The organism is Streptomyces sp. NPDC002144 (assembly GCF_053593695.1).
This window is the reverse complement of the sequence record NZ_JBSFDB010000018.1, coordinates 36,996-51,807: the sequence shown is the minus strand read 5'-3', so window position 1 is coordinate 51,807 and position 14,812 is coordinate 36,996. Positions and strand designations below refer to the sequence as shown.

The window sequence follows — 14,812 nt, the reverse complement described above, 5'->3', positions numbered from 1 at the left end:
GCGGTGAGGGGAGAGCCGTGTTCAGGCAGGGAGACGTGCTGATCGTGCCGGTGATTGAGGAGGCGGTGCCGGCGCATGTGGCCCACGCGCCCAGGGAGCGACGGGACGGGCGGGGCCGCCTCGTGCTGGCGCTGGGCGAGGTCACCGGACACGCCCACGCGGTCGTGGGTCCGGGCGAACTGGTGCGGGAACCGGGGCCGTTCGGCCCGCTGCTGCTGCACCTTCCCCAGGGCGGCCGGGTGGTGCACGAGGAACACGCCGCGATCGCGCTGCCCAAGGGCTGGTACCGGGTGATCAGACAGCGGGAGTACGTGCCCGGGTCCGTCCGCGTCGTCGCCGACTGAACAGCACAGAGGAGCACAGCACATGACCAGCACGGACACCGAAGAGCCCCTGACCCGGGCGAGCACCGCCCAGGACCTGCCGACGTGGCGCGCGTACGCCTGCGCGACCGCTCCCGCCGACCGCGTGACCGCCGAGAACGGCATCCGGCGGGCCTACCGAGAGGCGGGACTGCCCGAACCGGAGCGGGTGGTGTGGGCCGACTCCCCGCGCGCGGCCGTGACGCTGATACGACAGCTCACCGACCGGGGCCCCAGCGTGCGCGAGGCGCTGCGCACCGCTCCCTGGGCGCTGGAGAGACGGCGGCTGCACGCCGAACTCGGCGCCGAGGGCTGGGCCGCGCACTGGGCGGCGACCGGCGCACGCCTGTGGGCCTCCACCCAGCCTCTCGTCGACCGGATCAGTACCGGCGTCCTGGAGGACCTGGTGGGCCGCGACACCGGCAAGGAAGCGGCCGAGGTGCGCCTGCTCCTGCTGGACGTCGTGCTCGGCCAGCACGACGCCCCCTGGCTCGCCGCGTTCCCGACACACGACGGCCCGCTCGGCGCCCTGGCCGAGGTGTGCCGCAGCGCGGGCTGGTGGTGGCCCTTCGCTCGCATCGCCGTGGCGTCGGAACGGCCCGTGGCCCTGCAGCGCGACGAGGCGGGCCGCCTCGACAACGGCGACGGCCCGGCCCTCGCCTACCCCGACGGCTTCGCCCTGCACGCCTGGCGCGGCATGCCCGTACCGCCCACGTTCATAGCCGGACTGCCCACCCTGACACCGGAACGCATCCGCGCCGAGGACAACGCCGAGCTGCGCCGGGTGATGCTGGAGTACTACGGCTACGACCGCTACCTCGCCGATTCCGGGGCCCGCCCGGTGCACCGGGACGAGACCGGAACCCTCTGGCGCATCGAACTGCCCGACGACGAGCCGGTGGTGATGGTCGAGGTGCTCAACTCCACCCCGGAACCCGACGGCACCCGGCGCACCTACTGGCTGCGCGTTCCGCCGTCGACGCGGACGGCCAGGGCGGGCGTCGCCTGGACGTTCGGCCTGGAGGCCGACGTCTACGCACCGGTGCGGGAGACGTGAGGGAGCCGCTCACCGGTCGGCGCTGCGGGTGACGCGAGCGCCGGCCCGGATCGCCTTGGGGATCTCGGCGACGGCGTCCACGTGCTCGATCAGCCGGTCCAGGTCGGCGCGGGACGCGGCCGAGTCGAGCGTGACCGCATAGCTGATCCCCGTGGACTCCCAGCTACCGGTGTCGAAACCGCCGGTCGCGCTGACGCGCACACCGTCCAGACCGATCGCCATGGCCTCGGCCTCGCGGTACAGGTCGTTCAGGACGCACCCGGCGGCCGCCAGATGCAGCAGATGCGCCCCGGTGAAGTCGGCCTCCACGCTGACCCCTTCCGGCGTCCAGCGATGCGGAAAGCGGATCGAGTCCCCGCTCTCGGAACGCAGGGTGCCGGCACCGACCACGACGCCGAATCCGTCAGCCATGGGAGGTCCTTCGGACAGATGGAGGCGGTCAGGGGGCTTTGACCGCGATGTCGTGGAATTCAACCAGAACCCGGGCCGCCTTTGAACTCAGCTGCGGTTGCGGTGCAGTTCGGAGGGGGCGCCCGCGGACTGGGCCCCTTCGTCGCCGAGGGCGATGGTGTCGGCGTCGGTGAGACGGACGACGTAGACATGCCCCTTCTCGCACAGCAGGGTGCCGGCCGACCGGTCGGTGGGGTGGCTGGTGACCGCCTCGAAAGTGGCCGTCGCGCCCTGGATACCGCGCAGTTCGAGCGCTTCGGTGCAGCCGACCTCGCGTCCGGTGCCGGCCTCGGTGACGTTGCTGACCTGTTTGCCGGCGAGGTCTCCACGGGCCGCCGTGTGAAGGGTCAAGGTGACCTTGAACGAGGTGGTACGGGGCTGGAGTTGCCCGTCTGCGTCCGGGGCGCCGGGCCCGGAACCGGTCCACACGCCCGCCCATGTCGCCGGCAGGCGTTCGGAGGCGGTGGAAACGGTGGGCGACACCGACGAGCCACCGTTCCCGCCCGTGCCACCGGACCCGTCGTCGGTATCGCCGAACGCGTTCAGCAGCACGGCGGTCAACGCCGCGGCGGCTGCGACGGCCACGGCACCGATGATCCACGGGCTGCGCCTGCGGGACGTTGTGCCCCGTCCGTCGGGCGCCGGGGTGTACGGAGGGAACCCGACGGGGGCGGGCGGCGGCCCGAAGGCCCCGGGGGTGGTCGGGGCGGGGGCCAAGGACGGCTGCGACGCGGGGAACACGGGGCCTTGACCGCCGGGAACAGAAACGGCCCCATGGGTGGGAGCGGCCGCTGCGGCGGCGATCAGCTCACCGGCCTGGACCGCACGGGCCGCGATGTCCTCGGCGAGCCCGGAGGGCAGACGGGACTGCCACCCGGCGTCCGCCGCCAACCGGGGGAGCAGGGCGGTGAGTTCGGCACCGACGGGCCGTTGGTCCGGATCCTTGGCCAGGCATCGGCGTACGACGGGAAGCAGTTCACCGGGGACCCCGTCGAGGCGAGGCGCCTCATGGACGATCCGGTACATCAGGGATGCGGCAGACATTTCCGCACCCGGCTGCTCGAAGGGCCCATGGCCGGTGGCCGCGAACACGAGCACGGCACCGAGGGAGAAGACGTCCCCGGGCGCGCCGGCGGCTCCGCGCAACGCCTGTTCGGGTGCGAGGTAGCCGGGGGAGCCGATCACCCCGCCGGTGCGGGTGTGCCGGGAGTCGTCGGTGGCGCGGGCGATCCCGAAGTCGATGAGCATCGGCCGCTCAAGGGCGAGCAGCACGTTGGACGGCTTGACGTCCCGATGGGTCAGATCGCAGGCGTGTACGGCGGCCAGGGCCGCGGCCAGTTCCCCGGCGAGCGCCAGCAGGGCGGGGGCGGGAAGCGGGCCGTGTGCGGTGACCCAGTCGGCGAGGGACGGCGCGGCGACGTACTCGGTCGCCAGCCAGGGCGGGCGGTGCCCCGGAGGGCTGAAGTCCACGACGGACACGGTCCATGGCGAGCGGACCCGGTCACTGTTGCGGATCTCGCGGGCGAAGCGCTGCTCGAAGTCCGCCGCGGCGGCGGCCTCCGGGAGGATGGTCTTGACGGCGAGTGGGCGTCCGGCCGGGGTACGGGCCAGATACACCCGCCCCATTCCTCCCGCACCGAGCCGCGCCAGCAACGGAAAACCGCCGACCATGCCCGGATCCGTGGCCTCGAGTGGCTGCACGCCCGTCCTCCCCCCGTCACGCTCCACCCCGCCTGTACACGTCGACGACGATGGTGCCAGGCGGGCCGCGACCGGGCGCAGAGGGGTACTACAGCTTGGTCATCTTCGTGTACGGGCTCAGGATCCGCATTTGTGCCGAGCCGAAGTCCACGAGCGCCGCGATGCCGTCCTCGATGCCGATGACCCGGCCGAGGCCGTACATGTCGTGGGTGACCTGGTCACCGACGGCGAAGTGCTTCGGAGCTGGTACGACCGGGGCCTTGAAGGGGCTGGTGGGCAGATGACGCTTCGGTGACGCGGATTTGGTCATGGTTCAGTATGCGCCACCGCGGATCCTCCTCGCTGTGGCCATCGGCACAACCATGGACGACACGAATGGCGGCAGCCGACTGACCTGGGGTTTCGAGCCCGAGCGCGACGAAACTGGTCCGCGGATCCGGGATTCGGCGACCCGTGCGCTCTCTCCTGGTCACCTCGATCTTGCGCACGGTCCGTGTCCCCGATAGAACCGTCCGGTGACAAGCGAGTCCGCGCCGAAGGCGCGGTGGACCAAGGACAGGGCCGGAGCCACCCTGGCGGCCACGACCGGCTACTTCCTCGCTCTCGGGGGAGTCTGTCCTCTCGACATCCCGGAACCACCACGTCCCATGCCTCGTAACGCAGAACCGCGGCCCCGACACAGCACGTAAGATCCTTCCCGAAGGACGCCGAATCGTCGCCGTCGGGCGGGTGGAGTCGCCGAGCGCGTGGACGGGCCGACAGGACGGGCAGGAAGGCATCGGAAGGGTCGGGCGACCCGGGCCGGAGTTCCTGTACCCAGGGCCGGGGGCGCGTCACAGTGGCTCTCGTCCGCATCGGTGACCAGGGACCTGCGAGGGATACGCGAACCATGCCGACCGAAACGTTTGAGTTCCAGGTTGAGGCCCGTCAGCTGCTGCAGCTGATGATTCACTCGGTCTACTCGAACAAGGACGTCTTCCTGAGGGAGTTGATCTCCAACGCCTCCGACGCGCTGGACAAGCTGCGTCTGGCCGCCTTGCGGGACGACAGCCTCGGGGCGGACACGAGCGACCCGCACATCGAGATCGAGGTCGACCCGGAAGCGCGCACGCTCACCGTCCGGGACAACGGCATCGGAATGTCGTACGACGAGGTCGGCCGGCTCATCGGCACCATCGCCAAATCGGGTACGGCCGCCTTCCTGAAGGAGCTCAAGGAGGCCCAGGACGCGGCGGGCGCCGAGGGGCTCATCGGGCAGTTCGGCGTCGGCTTCTACTCCGGCTTCATGGTGGCCGACGAGATGACCCTGGTGACCCGGCACGCGGGGGAGAGCACCGGTACGCGCTGGTCGTCGCGCGGTGAGGGGACGTACACCCTGGAGACCGTGGAGGACGCGCCGCAGGGGACCACCGTCACCCTCCACCTCAAGCCGGCCGATCCCGAGAACCAGCTGCACGACTACACCTCGGTGTGGAAGATCAAGGAGATCGTCAAGCGGTACTCGGACTTCATCACCTGGCCGATCCGGCTCGTGCCGAAGCAGGCGGAGGACGACGGTGAGGATGGGGCCGAGCCCGAGACGCTGAACTCGATGAAGGCGCTGTGGGCCCGTTCGAAGGACGAGGTCTCCGAGGACGAGTACCACGAGCTGTACAAGCACGTCAGCCATGACTGGCGCGACCCCCTGGAGACGATTCGCCTCCAGGCCGAGGGCACCTTCGAGTACCAGGCCCTGCTGTTCCTGCCGGAGCACGCTCCGCACGACCTGTTCACCCGGGACTTCCGGCGCGGTCTGCAGCTGTACGTCAAGCGAGTGCTGATCATGGACGACTGCGAGGCGCTGCTGCCGCCGTACCTCCGCTTCGTCAAGGGGGTCGTCGACGCGCAGGACCTCTCGCTCAACGTCTCCCGCGAGATCCTCCAGCAGGACCGGCACATCCGGATGATCCAGCGCCGGCTGACGAAGAAGGTGCTGTCCTCGGTCAAGGAGATGAAGGCCAACGCTCCCGAGAAGTACGCCACGTTCTGGCGGGAGTTCGGCGCCGTCCTCAAGGAGGGACTGTTCGGCGATCCCGACAACCGCGACGCCCTGCTCGCCGTCGCCTCGTTCGCCAGCACGCACGCCGAGGAAGGGGCGGCCACGCTCCAGGAGTACGTGGAGCGGATGAAGGACGGCCAGGACGACATCTACTACATGACCGGCGAGTCGCGGCAGAGCCTGGAGAGCTCGCCGCACATGGAGGCGTTTCGCGCCCGCGGTGTCGAGGTGCTGCTGCTGACCGACCCCGTCGACGAGGTGTGGGTCGACGCCGTCGGTGAGTTCGAGGGCAAGCGGCTGCGGTCCGTGGCCAAGGGGGAGATCGACCTCGACGGACAGGGCGAGGAGCAGGCCGAGAAGGAGCGGGAGAAGCAGGCCGAGGAGTACGCCGGGCTGCTGGGCTGGATGAAGGAGCAACTGGCGGACGACGTGAAGGACGTCCGGCTGTCGGCGCGGCTGACGGTGTCCCCGGCCTGTGTCGTCTCCGACGCCCACGATCTGACTCCGGCGCTGGAGGAGATGTACCGGGCGATGGGCCAGGAGGTGCCGCCGACGAAGCGGATCCTCGAACTCAACCCGACTCATCCGCTCGTGCAGGGGATGAACCAGGCGTTCCAGGGAAGCGAGGACCGGAGCGAACTCGCCGAATCCGCCGACCTGTTGCACGGCCTGGCCGTCCTCGCGGAGGGCGGGCGGCCGAAGGAGCCGGCGCGTTTCGTGAAGCTGGTGGCGGAGCGGCTGGAGCGTTCCCTGCGGTGACACGGCTGTGTGCCGGGGGCCCGGGAGGCGTTCCCGGGCCCCCGTTCAGCACGGGCACGACCTGAGTCAAGATCGATCTCCGGCGGCTCGAACGGCGTCGCCACCATGCATGACCGGGTCGACCTCGACCTGTGCAAGCTGGCGCGGGGCGACGAGTGAGACGTCCGTGACCGCTCGTCGGAGGATGGGGGCTCGCCGGCCCGGACCGGCGAGCCCTCTCGACCTCGGTCAGTTGGTGTAGATGGCGGGGGAGCCGCTGACGCTGCTGTCGACCAGGGGGGCGTAGGAGGCCGAGAAGTAGCCGTTGGCGTTGCACAGCCCGGACCCGGAGACCTTGGTGAAGGGCTGGTTGGTGAAGGTCAGGCTGTTGGAGCCGTTGGAGCTCACCGCGGAGAGGCTGGGGGCCTGGTAGACGCAGGTGACGGAGCCCAGCAGGGTGGAGAGGACCACCGTGGTCTGGATGCTGCCGCCCGCGGCTGGGGTCACGGTGACGCTGCCGTCGGAGGCGGCGGAGGTGGTGTAGGGCAGGCCGTTGACGGTGATGCTGCGCACCCCGGTGACGCCGAAGACGTTGCTGGTGCAGCCGGTGAAGGTCTGGGCCGTCGCGGACTCGGTGGCGGTGCCCGGGGCGGCCGGGTTGTCGGTCACGGTGGCGGTGAGCGTCGAGCCGGTGCAGGTGATGCCGGAGCTGCCGCCGCTGCTGGTGGCGAGGGAGGCCTTGGTGCCGCCGGCCAGTGAGCCGGTGATGACATCGCCGACGGCGACGGCGTTGCCGCCCGCGCTGCCGTAGGTGAGCACGGCGCTGTCCGCGGAGGCGGCGGTGGCCGGGAGGAACGTCAGGCCCGCGAGGGCGGCGGTGGCGGCTATGGCGACGACGGTGTGTCTGCGCATGGCAGGTCCTCTGGTACTGGGGGGTGGCGAAAAGAGCGGGTCGTCGCCTCCGCCATGGGGATGCGGAGGCGACGACCCGCGCATGGCCGTTCCCCGAGGGAGGGAACGGCGGACCGGTGCGGGTGCTGACCCGGCGTAGGAGTGCCGGGCCTCTTGTTGCGGCCTTGCGGGTGCGTGAGACTGACGGCTCCAGCGGTCTGCACCGCAGGTCCGCGTGAGTGGAAAACCTGTGAAGGTTGTAAACCTGACGGGTATTCAACGTCAAGGTGGTGCACGGAAGTTCGTGAGGAAGGACGTGGCATGGCAGAAGCGCCGTCGGTGCCGCCCGCGCTGGTGCTGCCCGGTACCCGCACGGGACGCGACCCCGAGCGGTCGCTGCGGCGGGGGCCGCGTCGTGCCGCGCCCGAGGTGGTGGCCGCCAACCAGCGTGACCGGCTCCTGGACGGCTTCGTCCGCACCGTCGCCCAGGTCGGCTACGCCCGCACCCGGGTCAGTGACATCTGTACGGCGGCGGGCGTGACCCGGCCGGTCTTCTACGAACTGTTCAAGGGCAAGGAGGACGCCTTCCTGGCCGCCCACCACCACGGCACCTCCCTGGTCTTCTCCGCCATGGAGGAGGCGCACGCCCAGTGTGCGGACTGGCCCGACCAGGTACGCGCCGGGCTCGGAGCGCTGCTCGGAATCCTCGCCGGAGCACCCGCTTTCGCCGCCATGGCCATCGTGGAGATCGACGCGGTCGGCCCCGCCGGCCGCGAGGCGCGCGAGGCGCTCCTGGCCCGCTTCCGGCACTTCTTCACCGACCTGCCCGAACTCGAACTCCCGGTTCCCACAGAGGAGTTGATCGACATGGTCGTGGGCGGGGTGTACTCCGCGATATACCGGCGGATCGCGGCCGGCCGGACCGCCGAACTGCCCGCCCTGCTGCCCGGCCTGACGTACTCCGTCCTGGCCCCCTTCGTCGGCCCGGAACGCGCCGCCGCCTGCCTCGCCGATCCACCCCCCGCGGCCGGCCCCCGTCCGGTCTGCCTCGCTCCGGACGCCTGATCCGCCGGGACGTCACGTTCGCCGCCCCGAACTCCTCTCAGGTGAGAGGAAAGGGGAACGAACGTGAATATCGTCATATTCGGTGCGAACGGTCCGACCGGACGGCAGGTGACCGAGCACGCGCTCGCCGAAGGGCATACCGTCACCGCGGTCACCCGGCACCCGGCGGACTTCCCGCTGAGTCATCCGTCCGTGCGGGTCCGCGGAGCGGACGTACTCGACCCAGTCGCCGTCGAGCGGGCGGTGGAGGGGCAGGAGGCGGTGATCTCGGTGCTGGGGACGCCGTACACCCGTGATCCGGTCAGCGTGTACTCGGACGGCATCACCCACATCACCCAGGCCATGACGAAGCACGGCGTCCGGCGCCTGGTCTGCGTGAGCTCGACCGTACTCTTCGACGTACCCGCGCCCGGCGAGACCTTCTTCTTCCGCAAGGTGCTCGAACCCCTCATCGCGCGCACCGTCGGACGCACGGTGTACGACGACATGCGGCGCATGGAGCGGATCGTGTGCGGCAGCGACCGCGCATGGACGGTCCTGCGGCCCGCGGGCCTCTTCGACGCGGAAGGCGTCAGTGACTACCGGGTCGCCACCTCCCGCCTGCCCGGCCGGTTCACCTCGCGCGCGGACCTGGGCGACGCGCTCCTGCGCGAGGCGACCGGTGACCTGCATCCGCACGCATTCGTGGATGTCCGCACCACGGAAGGCATTCCCCGCATTCTCGACGTGATCCGTAAGGAGGCGTTCGGCGGAAGGAAGTGAATCCGGGCAGCAGGAGTATGCGTTCGCAAATTTCGTGATCCTCGCCGCATCGGGCCACTCATGAAAGCTCCCGGCAGCACCAGGTCAACCTCCTTACTCACTGATGCAATCAGGCCGCAATCGAATACAGGCTGATCAATATGAGCAGGAATTTCGTTGGCAAAGTGCTGTGAGCTGTCCAGTAGGCCGCTGTTAACGTCTCTGGCGCCCGATCCGGAAAGCAAGGAGCAGGCCAGTGCCCGCGAAGAACCCGATACAGTCACCGCGTACCGAACGGCGTGAGCACGCCCGGCGCAGAGCCCGGTCGAAGTGGTCGCTCGCCGTCATCGGTGGGCCGGTGATCCTGGCCGTCGTAGCCGGATCGGTGTTCGCGGCGGGCGCAGGCCACCACGAGCAGGCGCAGGCCGGTGGGAAGCCGGCCGCACAACCGGCGCAGGACGCCGCGCCCGATCCGAACTGCACCCTGGTGGTGCCCCGCCACCCGCTCACCGCCCGAGGCCTGGCCTCGCCCTACAAGCTCGTCGCCACCGACCCCGGCAAGGGTCCCTGCCACGAGGCCGATCCCGACCAGGCGGCCTTCGTCGAAGCGGCCATCGTCACCCGAAGCGGCAAACTGACCGTCTACGACCCGCTGGTGATCGACAAGGGGACCAGGCCGGCCGCACCGACCGTCCGGCCCACCGTGCCGAAGGGATCGACGGTCGGCGTGTGGTTCGGCTTCAACGGCGACCAGCTCACCCTCAAGTCGAGCGGCGGCAGCCTCGCCCAGGGCAGGTGCGTCAACGGCGTGCCCGGATCCGTCTTCGGCCAGTTCGCCTACTGCAACGCACCCGCATTCTTCCGCGCCGCCAACGCCCAGACGGCCAAGAAGCACATCCGGATCCCCGCGCTCGGGACCGCCAGGGACGGGCGGCCCTGTCCGACCACCCGGGACTTCGCGGTCGTGGACCAGGACGGAAGCGACAACGTGGTCACCCACTACCTCGCCGACGCACAGGGCCGCATCGCCCAGAACAACGCCGCGAGCAGAGCGGCCCTGCGCAAGTCCGCGCAGTCGGCCAACCGTCACGACGGCAACGCGTTCACGGACCTGACCAACGGCAGCGACAACCTCCTGCTGACCCACTTCATCGACCCGGCCCTGGGCTGCACCCCGTTCACCGCACCCAACCAGTCCAGCGACGGCCAGGCCTCCTCGGCCCTGCCCCTGGACGAGCTGTCCGCCGCGGCCCGTCAGCGGACCCCGATCGCGCTCGTCCCGGAGAACGACCCCATGACGCTGGTCGACGACCACACCAGCGTCCGCAAGACCGACCGCTATCGCGCCGGCGTCGACATGCCCCCGATCGGCGCCGGCCACGGCGGCGACGGAAAGGCCTTCTGCAGCACCCTCTTCGGCGACCCCGCCGGAGTCCAGCGCGTCTTCAAGGACAAGGCGCTCTTCACGAACGCGCCCTCACCCGACCCGGGAACGGCCCCGAACCTCTTCGGGTTCCTGGCCTCGCGGGCGAACCAGTCCTTCACCAACCTCGGCTGCGACCGGCTCCTCGGCGTCGCGAACCCCGTCGGTCTCACGACGGACGCGGAGGGTCTGGTGACCGACGCCGTGCTCGTGCCGCTCGGCCAGACGCCGCCGTCGAGCAGCCCCGCGAACAGCCCGTCCCCGGCCGCCGCGCCGAGTACCGCGTCACCTTCCGCGAGCCAAGCCCCGGCGACGCCGGTCACGAGCACGTCCACTGCCTCGCCGACGCCCACCGCCAACGATGGCTCATCTCCGCCGAGTTCGACGCTCCCGAGCCCCTCGCTCAGCCCCGTGACGCCGTCTTCAACGGTGAACGTTCATTAGTTGTACGGTCGCCGTTCCCATACAGGGTGATGGGGGTTGTCCCCTGGTTGTCCCCCTGGAACCGCAGTGCGCGAAGAGCCGTCGATACCGGTCACCTGCCGGTACGGCGGCTCGACGCATTCCCGCCATGGGGAAGGCTGACACGCCGGGGACCCACGGGGTCTGAGTTTCTGGGGAAGGTAATGTGTTCGAGGCTCGAACGGCCCCGCGTGGGAACCGGATTGGGGATCGCGAGGGGCGTGTCGTCCGTCTGAGCCGCCTGCACGCGACCTCTGAACATGGAGTTGATGAACGTGTCGACCGGCGGCAGACAGCTGCGGAGCCGGGCCGCGTCAGCGGCCCTCGTCTGTGCGATCACCCTGTTACCGAGCCCGAGTTACGCGGCCCCGAGTGAACCCGACCCGCAGAACGACAAGTCGATCGAGGACATCCACACCGAACTGAACAGCCTGTACCGCGCGGCGGAGGTGGCCACCGAGGCCTACAACACCGCCGACGAGAAGGCCACCGAACAGACGAAGCGGCTGACCTCGCTCCGCAAGGACCTGACCCGCACGGAGAGCCGGGTCGACTCTCTGCACGACCTCGCCGGCGCGGCCGCCCGGACCCAGTACCGCGGGGGAGACCTGGATGCCACGGGCATCCAGCTGCTGCTCGGCGATCATCCGGACCAGGCCCTGAACGAGGCGTCCCAGGCCCGCCAGGCCCTGCGGAACCTGGTCAACGTCTCCGAGAGCCAGAAAACCGCCCGAGCCGAGTTGAGCCGGCAGACCGACGCCGCCGCCCGGAAGCTGCGAGAGCTGAGGAGCAGCCGCGCCGACAAGGCCGCCGCGAAACAGAAGATCGAGGAGAAGATCGCCGCTGCCGAGCGGATCGAGGCGGGACTGAAGAAGGAACAGACCCGCGGACTCGCCCAGTTGGAGAAGGAGGAGACGCAGAAGGCCAAGTCCGAGTGGACGGGCCCCGATTCCTCCGGCGGCAGGACCAAGGCGACCGGAGCGGCCGCGAAGGCGGTCGACTTCGCCATGGCGCAGATCGGCAAACCGTACGTGTGGGGCGCCGTCGGCCCGTCCTCGTACGACTGCTCGGGACTCACCTCCACGGCGTGGGCGGCCGCCGGGCACCCCATACCCCGTACCTCGCAGGCGCAGTGGCAGGGACTGACCCGGGTCAGCCTGTCATCCGCCCAGCCCGGAGACCTGATCATCTACTTCAGCGACGCCACCCACGTGGCCATGTACATCGGGGGCGGACAGATCGTCCACGCCCCGCGGCCCGGACGCACGGTCACGACCGCGCCGGCCGCCTCCATGCCCATCCTCGGTGTCGTGCGCCCCGGAGCCTGAGCGGATGTCCCAGTCACTGACACCCCGTGACCAGGGGAACCTGCCCGCGCTCAGCGCACCGCCGCTGATCCGTCTCGACGCCTACGTGGCCGAGGACGGGTCGACGGTGGTCAACGGTCATCTGCTGGAGATGGCCGGTACGCGACAGCCCAACGAGGCGATCCTCGACGCCATCGCCATGTTCGCCCGCACGCTGGGGGCCCCGGTGGCGGCCACGGTCATCGACCGCACCGTGCAGCAGGTGGCACGGCTGCGGGTGTACCCCGACGGCTCGAGCCGGACCATCGGCGACGAGGAGGATCTGCCGCCGGGGCGCGAGCGCACCGCCGCTGAGGAGGAGGCGTTCCCTCCGCTGGCCCGGGTCGAGCGCATCATCCAGCACGCGCAGCGCGAGGAGATGCACGCGGCGTACGTCCTCGCCAGGGCGCTGCGGGAGCACCTCACGCTGCGCAGGGGCGCGGAGGACGAACTCTCGCTGGAGGCACGGGCGATCGAGGCCTACCTCGCCTATCTGCGGGGCGACTACATGCTCTCCACCGTCCTGGCGCTGACCGTGGCCCGCATCCGCTGCCGCACCGACCTGAACCGGGCGGCGCCCGAGGTGGCCCGCGCGACGGCGGCGTGGCAACGGCTGGAGGACGACCGTCAGGTGGCCACCCGAGGACAGGAGCTGCTGCACATGTGGGAGCGCCTGTCCGCCGAGGGGCTGCTGCTGGAACCGTCCCACCAGGCCATGGCGCAGGCGGTGCGGAGCCGGCTCGAACGGGACAGCCAGTCCGTTCCGTCCCCGGCCTCGCCGCAGGCCCTGACCACGGGCCGGGGACCGGTCGCCCCCGAGGACAAGCCCCTCAAGCCCACGCGACGGGGGCTGCGGCGTTTCACCAGGCGGGCCGGCCGGTCCACGGAGCCCTCGCCCTAGATCACGAGACGCGGGACCTATCGGTGGTCGTCCGGGGGCGTGCCGGTCAGGAAGTGCACCACGTTGGAACGCTGTCCGAAGTAGTAGGGCCGCACCCGGTACGACGCCTGTTTCTCGCTGGGCAGGGTGATCAGGCCGAAGGAGGTGACATCGGGGTCCAGCGCGGCGACGGGGCGGAAGCCCTGGCTGCCCCGCGGTCGGTCCTCCAGCAGATAGCCCTGTTCGTCGTCCGCGTGATCGTGCCAGGTGAACCGGATGCCGTTGGCCTGCATGACGGTGGCCCGCAGACCGGTCGGCGCGGCCGCGTCGGTGCCGGACGTACGGCGGATCGAGGCGGTGGTGCCGGGTTTGCCGCGGAGGGTGCGCGGAGTGGCCCAGGAGGGGTCGGGTGTCCGCTCGCGCGGGTTTCGGGCACGGTCGGGCAGGTCGACGTCGATCGGTCGGGACGCCGGGCCGTAGTAGGGGCGGACGCGGTAGTAGAACGGTGTGTGCGGCATGAGGTCGGGGTGGTGGTAGCTGTTCTGGCCCGGCGGCAGGTAGCCGAGGATGGTGTAGGGCCCTTTCGGGTCCGTCGCGAACTCGACGACCTGCCCGGCGGCGCCGGGTTCCTCGCCCGTCCAGGTCAGTACGACGTCCACGGGCGAGGCCAGCGACCCGGTGAGCGCGGTGCGGCCGCGGTCGGAGGCGGCGCGCGGCCGCGTCGCCGTACCGTGCGACGCGGAACTGTCCGCGGTGGGGGAGGAGCAGGCGGTGACACCGGCGGCGACGAGGAGCGCCACCGCCAGCGTACGGACCGGGACGAGGCCGTTCATTTCTTCCAGAACTTCACGTCGCTCCACACGACGGTCGCCGGCCCGCTCCCGCTGCCGGTGCGGTAGGCGCCGATCTTGTCGTAGAAGCTGCCGCCGGGGCTGTCGTCCGTGTGTTTGAGGGAGCCGTTGATGTAGGTCCGGTGCTCCTTGCCGACCTGGTGCACGGTGTTGACACGGACGGTGGTGCCGATCGTGGCGACGTTCGCGATCGTGTCGCCGTCGTGTACGTCGTAGAGCCTGCCGCCGCGTTCCACCGCCAGCATGAAGTAGGGGCCGGCGTGTCCGCTGGTGTCGTTGAACGTCTGCTTGAGGCTGATGCGGGTGCCGCTCATGCTGGTGATGCGGAAGTACCCCTCGAACTGGTGGGTGCCGCCGCTGTACGTGGCGTAGCGGCGCTCGGCGCGCTGGTCGCCGCTGCCGGTGGAGCAGGTCAGCTTGAAGGTGAGGCCGTCGACCTGGCCGCATCCGCGTTCCTGGACGGTGTAGGAGGGCGATTCGGAGGTCCAGCCCCCGGGTTCCACCTCGGCGTGTGCGGCACCCGGTGCGGCCAGCAGTAAGGCGCAGGCGACCGATAACCCTCCGGTCAGTTGGTACTTGTTCGGCATGTCTCCCACTTCCTCTGCGTTTGGTTCCCCTCCCGCCCGGGCGGAGGGCAGCCGGAACCCGTTGGTCCGGACCAGACGTCACGGTACGAGCGGGATCAAGGTCTGTCCATATGTGTGACCACAGTTCTCATGTCGGAACGGTTGCGGCATGTCCCGGCACTACGACGTCAGTCGCCCGGAAGGTGACAACGCGACCGGACGGGGCACAGGAATGCTGCGT

Annotated in this window: 14 protein-coding genes; 8 read left to right on the top strand and 6 right to left on the bottom strand. The window is 70.3% G+C overall.

Features of this window, described 5'->3' with window-relative positions:
- Window positions 1–17: 17 nt before the first annotated feature.
- Both ACWCQ1_RS26050 and ACWCQ1_RS26045 read left to right on the top strand, forming a co-directional pair.
- Window positions 18–344 (top strand): hypothetical protein, encoded by a 327-nt coding sequence (locus ACWCQ1_RS26050; RefSeq protein WP_133043827.1) that lies wholly within the window; start codon window positions 18–20, stop codon window positions 342–344.
- Between the two features lie 22 nt (window positions 345–366).
- Window positions 367–1,419: a DUF6745 domain-containing protein gene (locus ACWCQ1_RS26045; protein ID WP_358601226.1), complete on the top strand. Its 1,053-nt coding sequence runs from the start codon at window positions 367–369 to the stop codon at window positions 1,417–1,419.
- A gap of 9 nt (window positions 1,420–1,428) precedes the next feature.
- On the opposite strand, the gene ACWCQ1_RS26040 is transcribed toward ACWCQ1_RS26045, so the two are convergent.
- The 3 genes from ACWCQ1_RS26040 to ACWCQ1_RS26030 form a co-directional block, all read right to left on the bottom strand.
- Window positions 1,429–1,830, bottom strand: a complete 402-nt coding sequence (locus tag ACWCQ1_RS26040; RefSeq protein WP_358601229.1) for an OsmC family protein — start codon at window positions 1,828–1,830, stop codon at window positions 1,429–1,431.
- Window positions 1,831–1,917: 87 nt separating this feature from the next.
- On the bottom strand, window positions 1,918–3,570 hold the full coding sequence (locus tag ACWCQ1_RS26035) for a serine/threonine-protein kinase (protein WP_451027498.1): 1,653 nt from the start codon (window positions 3,568–3,570) through the stop codon (window positions 1,918–1,920).
- Window positions 3,571–3,658: 88 nt separating this feature from the next.
- Window positions 3,659–3,880 carry a hypothetical protein gene (locus ACWCQ1_RS26030; protein WP_133043831.1) on the bottom strand — a complete coding sequence of 74 codons (222 nt, stop codon included), beginning with the start codon at window positions 3,878–3,880 and terminating at the stop codon, window positions 3,659–3,661.
- Window positions 3,881–4,459: 579 nt separating this feature from the next.
- On the opposite strand from ACWCQ1_RS26030, the gene htpG reads away from it, so the two are divergent.
- Window positions 4,460–6,367: a molecular chaperone HtpG gene (gene htpG, locus ACWCQ1_RS26025; RefSeq protein WP_451027497.1), complete on the top strand. Its 1,908-nt coding sequence runs from the start codon at window positions 4,460–4,462 to the stop codon at window positions 6,365–6,367.
- A 228-nt stretch (window positions 6,368–6,595) separates the two neighbouring features.
- On the opposite strand, the gene ACWCQ1_RS26020 is transcribed toward htpG, so the two are convergent.
- Window positions 6,596–7,258, bottom strand: coding sequence for a Tat pathway signal sequence domain protein (locus ACWCQ1_RS26020; protein ID WP_358601238.1), 663 nt, complete (start codon window positions 7,256–7,258; stop codon window positions 6,596–6,598).
- 300 nt (window positions 7,259–7,558) lie between these two features.
- On the opposite strand from ACWCQ1_RS26020, the gene ACWCQ1_RS26015 reads away from it, so the two are divergent.
- From ACWCQ1_RS26015 to ACWCQ1_RS25995, 5 genes are all read left to right on the top strand, one after another.
- On the top strand, window positions 7,559–8,302 hold the full coding sequence (locus ACWCQ1_RS26015; RefSeq protein WP_358601241.1) for a TetR/AcrR family transcriptional regulator: 744 nt from the start codon (window positions 7,559–7,561) through the stop codon (window positions 8,300–8,302).
- Window positions 8,303–8,365: 63 nt separating this feature from the next.
- Window positions 8,366–9,064 (top strand): NAD(P)-dependent oxidoreductase, encoded by a 699-nt coding sequence (locus ACWCQ1_RS26010; protein ID WP_358601244.1) that lies wholly within the window; start codon window positions 8,366–8,368, stop codon window positions 9,062–9,064.
- A gap of 235 nt (window positions 9,065–9,299) precedes the next feature.
- The gene (locus ACWCQ1_RS26005) at window positions 9,300–10,910 is read left to right on the top strand and encodes a hypothetical protein (protein ID WP_358601247.1); all 1,611 of its coding nucleotides are present in this window, start codon (window positions 9,300–9,302) and stop codon (window positions 10,908–10,910) included.
- Between the two features lie 287 nt (window positions 10,911–11,197).
- The gene (locus ACWCQ1_RS26000) at window positions 11,198–12,256 is read left to right on the top strand and encodes a C40 family peptidase (RefSeq protein WP_358601250.1); all 1,059 of its coding nucleotides are present in this window, start codon (window positions 11,198–11,200) and stop codon (window positions 12,254–12,256) included.
- A 4-nt stretch (window positions 12,257–12,260) separates the two neighbouring features.
- The gene (locus ACWCQ1_RS25995; protein WP_451027496.1) at window positions 12,261–13,175 is read left to right on the top strand and encodes a hypothetical protein; all 915 of its coding nucleotides are present in this window, start codon (window positions 12,261–12,263) and stop codon (window positions 13,173–13,175) included.
- Between the two features lie 17 nt (window positions 13,176–13,192).
- Here the strand turns inward: ACWCQ1_RS25995 and ACWCQ1_RS25990 are convergent, their stop codons facing one another.
- Together ACWCQ1_RS25990 and ACWCQ1_RS25985 are read right to left on the bottom strand one after the other, a co-directional pair.
- Complete coding sequence (locus tag ACWCQ1_RS25990; protein ID WP_451027495.1) at window positions 13,193–13,987, bottom strand: fibronectin type III domain-containing protein; 795 nt, start codon at window positions 13,985–13,987, stop codon at window positions 13,193–13,195.
- Window positions 13,984–14,592, bottom strand: a complete 609-nt coding sequence (locus ACWCQ1_RS25985) for a hypothetical protein (RefSeq protein WP_133043841.1) — start codon at window positions 14,590–14,592, stop codon at window positions 13,984–13,986. The genes ACWCQ1_RS25990 and ACWCQ1_RS25985 overlap by 4 nt, the downstream gene beginning before the upstream one ends.
- Window positions 14,593–14,812: the final 220 nt, after the last annotated feature.

Coding starts and splice junctions, on each gene's coding strand:
- ACWCQ1_RS25995 (WP_451027496.1), top strand. CDS start 12,261: ATGTCCCAGTCACTGACACCCCGTGACCAGGGGAACCTGCCCGCGCTC.
- ACWCQ1_RS25985 (WP_133043841.1), bottom strand. CDS start 14,592: ATGCCGAACAAGTACCAACTGACCGGAGGGTTATCGGTCGCCTGCGCC.
- ACWCQ1_RS26020 (WP_358601238.1), bottom strand. CDS start 7,258: ATGCGCAGACACACCGTCGTCGCCATAGCCGCCACCGCCGCCCTCGCG.
- ACWCQ1_RS26000 (WP_358601250.1), top strand. CDS start 11,198: ATGAACGTGTCGACCGGCGGCAGACAGCTGCGGAGCCGGGCCGCGTCA.
- ACWCQ1_RS25990 (WP_451027495.1), bottom strand. CDS start 13,987: ATGAACGGCCTCGTCCCGGTCCGTACGCTGGCGGTGGCGCTCCTCGTC.
- ACWCQ1_RS26040 (WP_358601229.1), bottom strand. CDS start 1,830: ATGGCTGACGGATTCGGCGTCGTGGTCGGTGCCGGCACCCTGCGTTCC.
- ACWCQ1_RS26015 (WP_358601241.1), top strand. CDS start 7,559: ATGGCAGAAGCGCCGTCGGTGCCGCCCGCGCTGGTGCTGCCCGGTACC.
- htpG (WP_451027497.1), top strand. CDS start 4,460: ATGCCGACCGAAACGTTTGAGTTCCAGGTTGAGGCCCGTCAGCTGCTG.
- ACWCQ1_RS26030 (WP_133043831.1), bottom strand. CDS start 3,880: ATGACCAAATCCGCGTCACCGAAGCGTCATCTGCCCACCAGCCCCTTC.
- ACWCQ1_RS26045 (WP_358601226.1), top strand. CDS start 367: ATGACCAGCACGGACACCGAAGAGCCCCTGACCCGGGCGAGCACCGCC.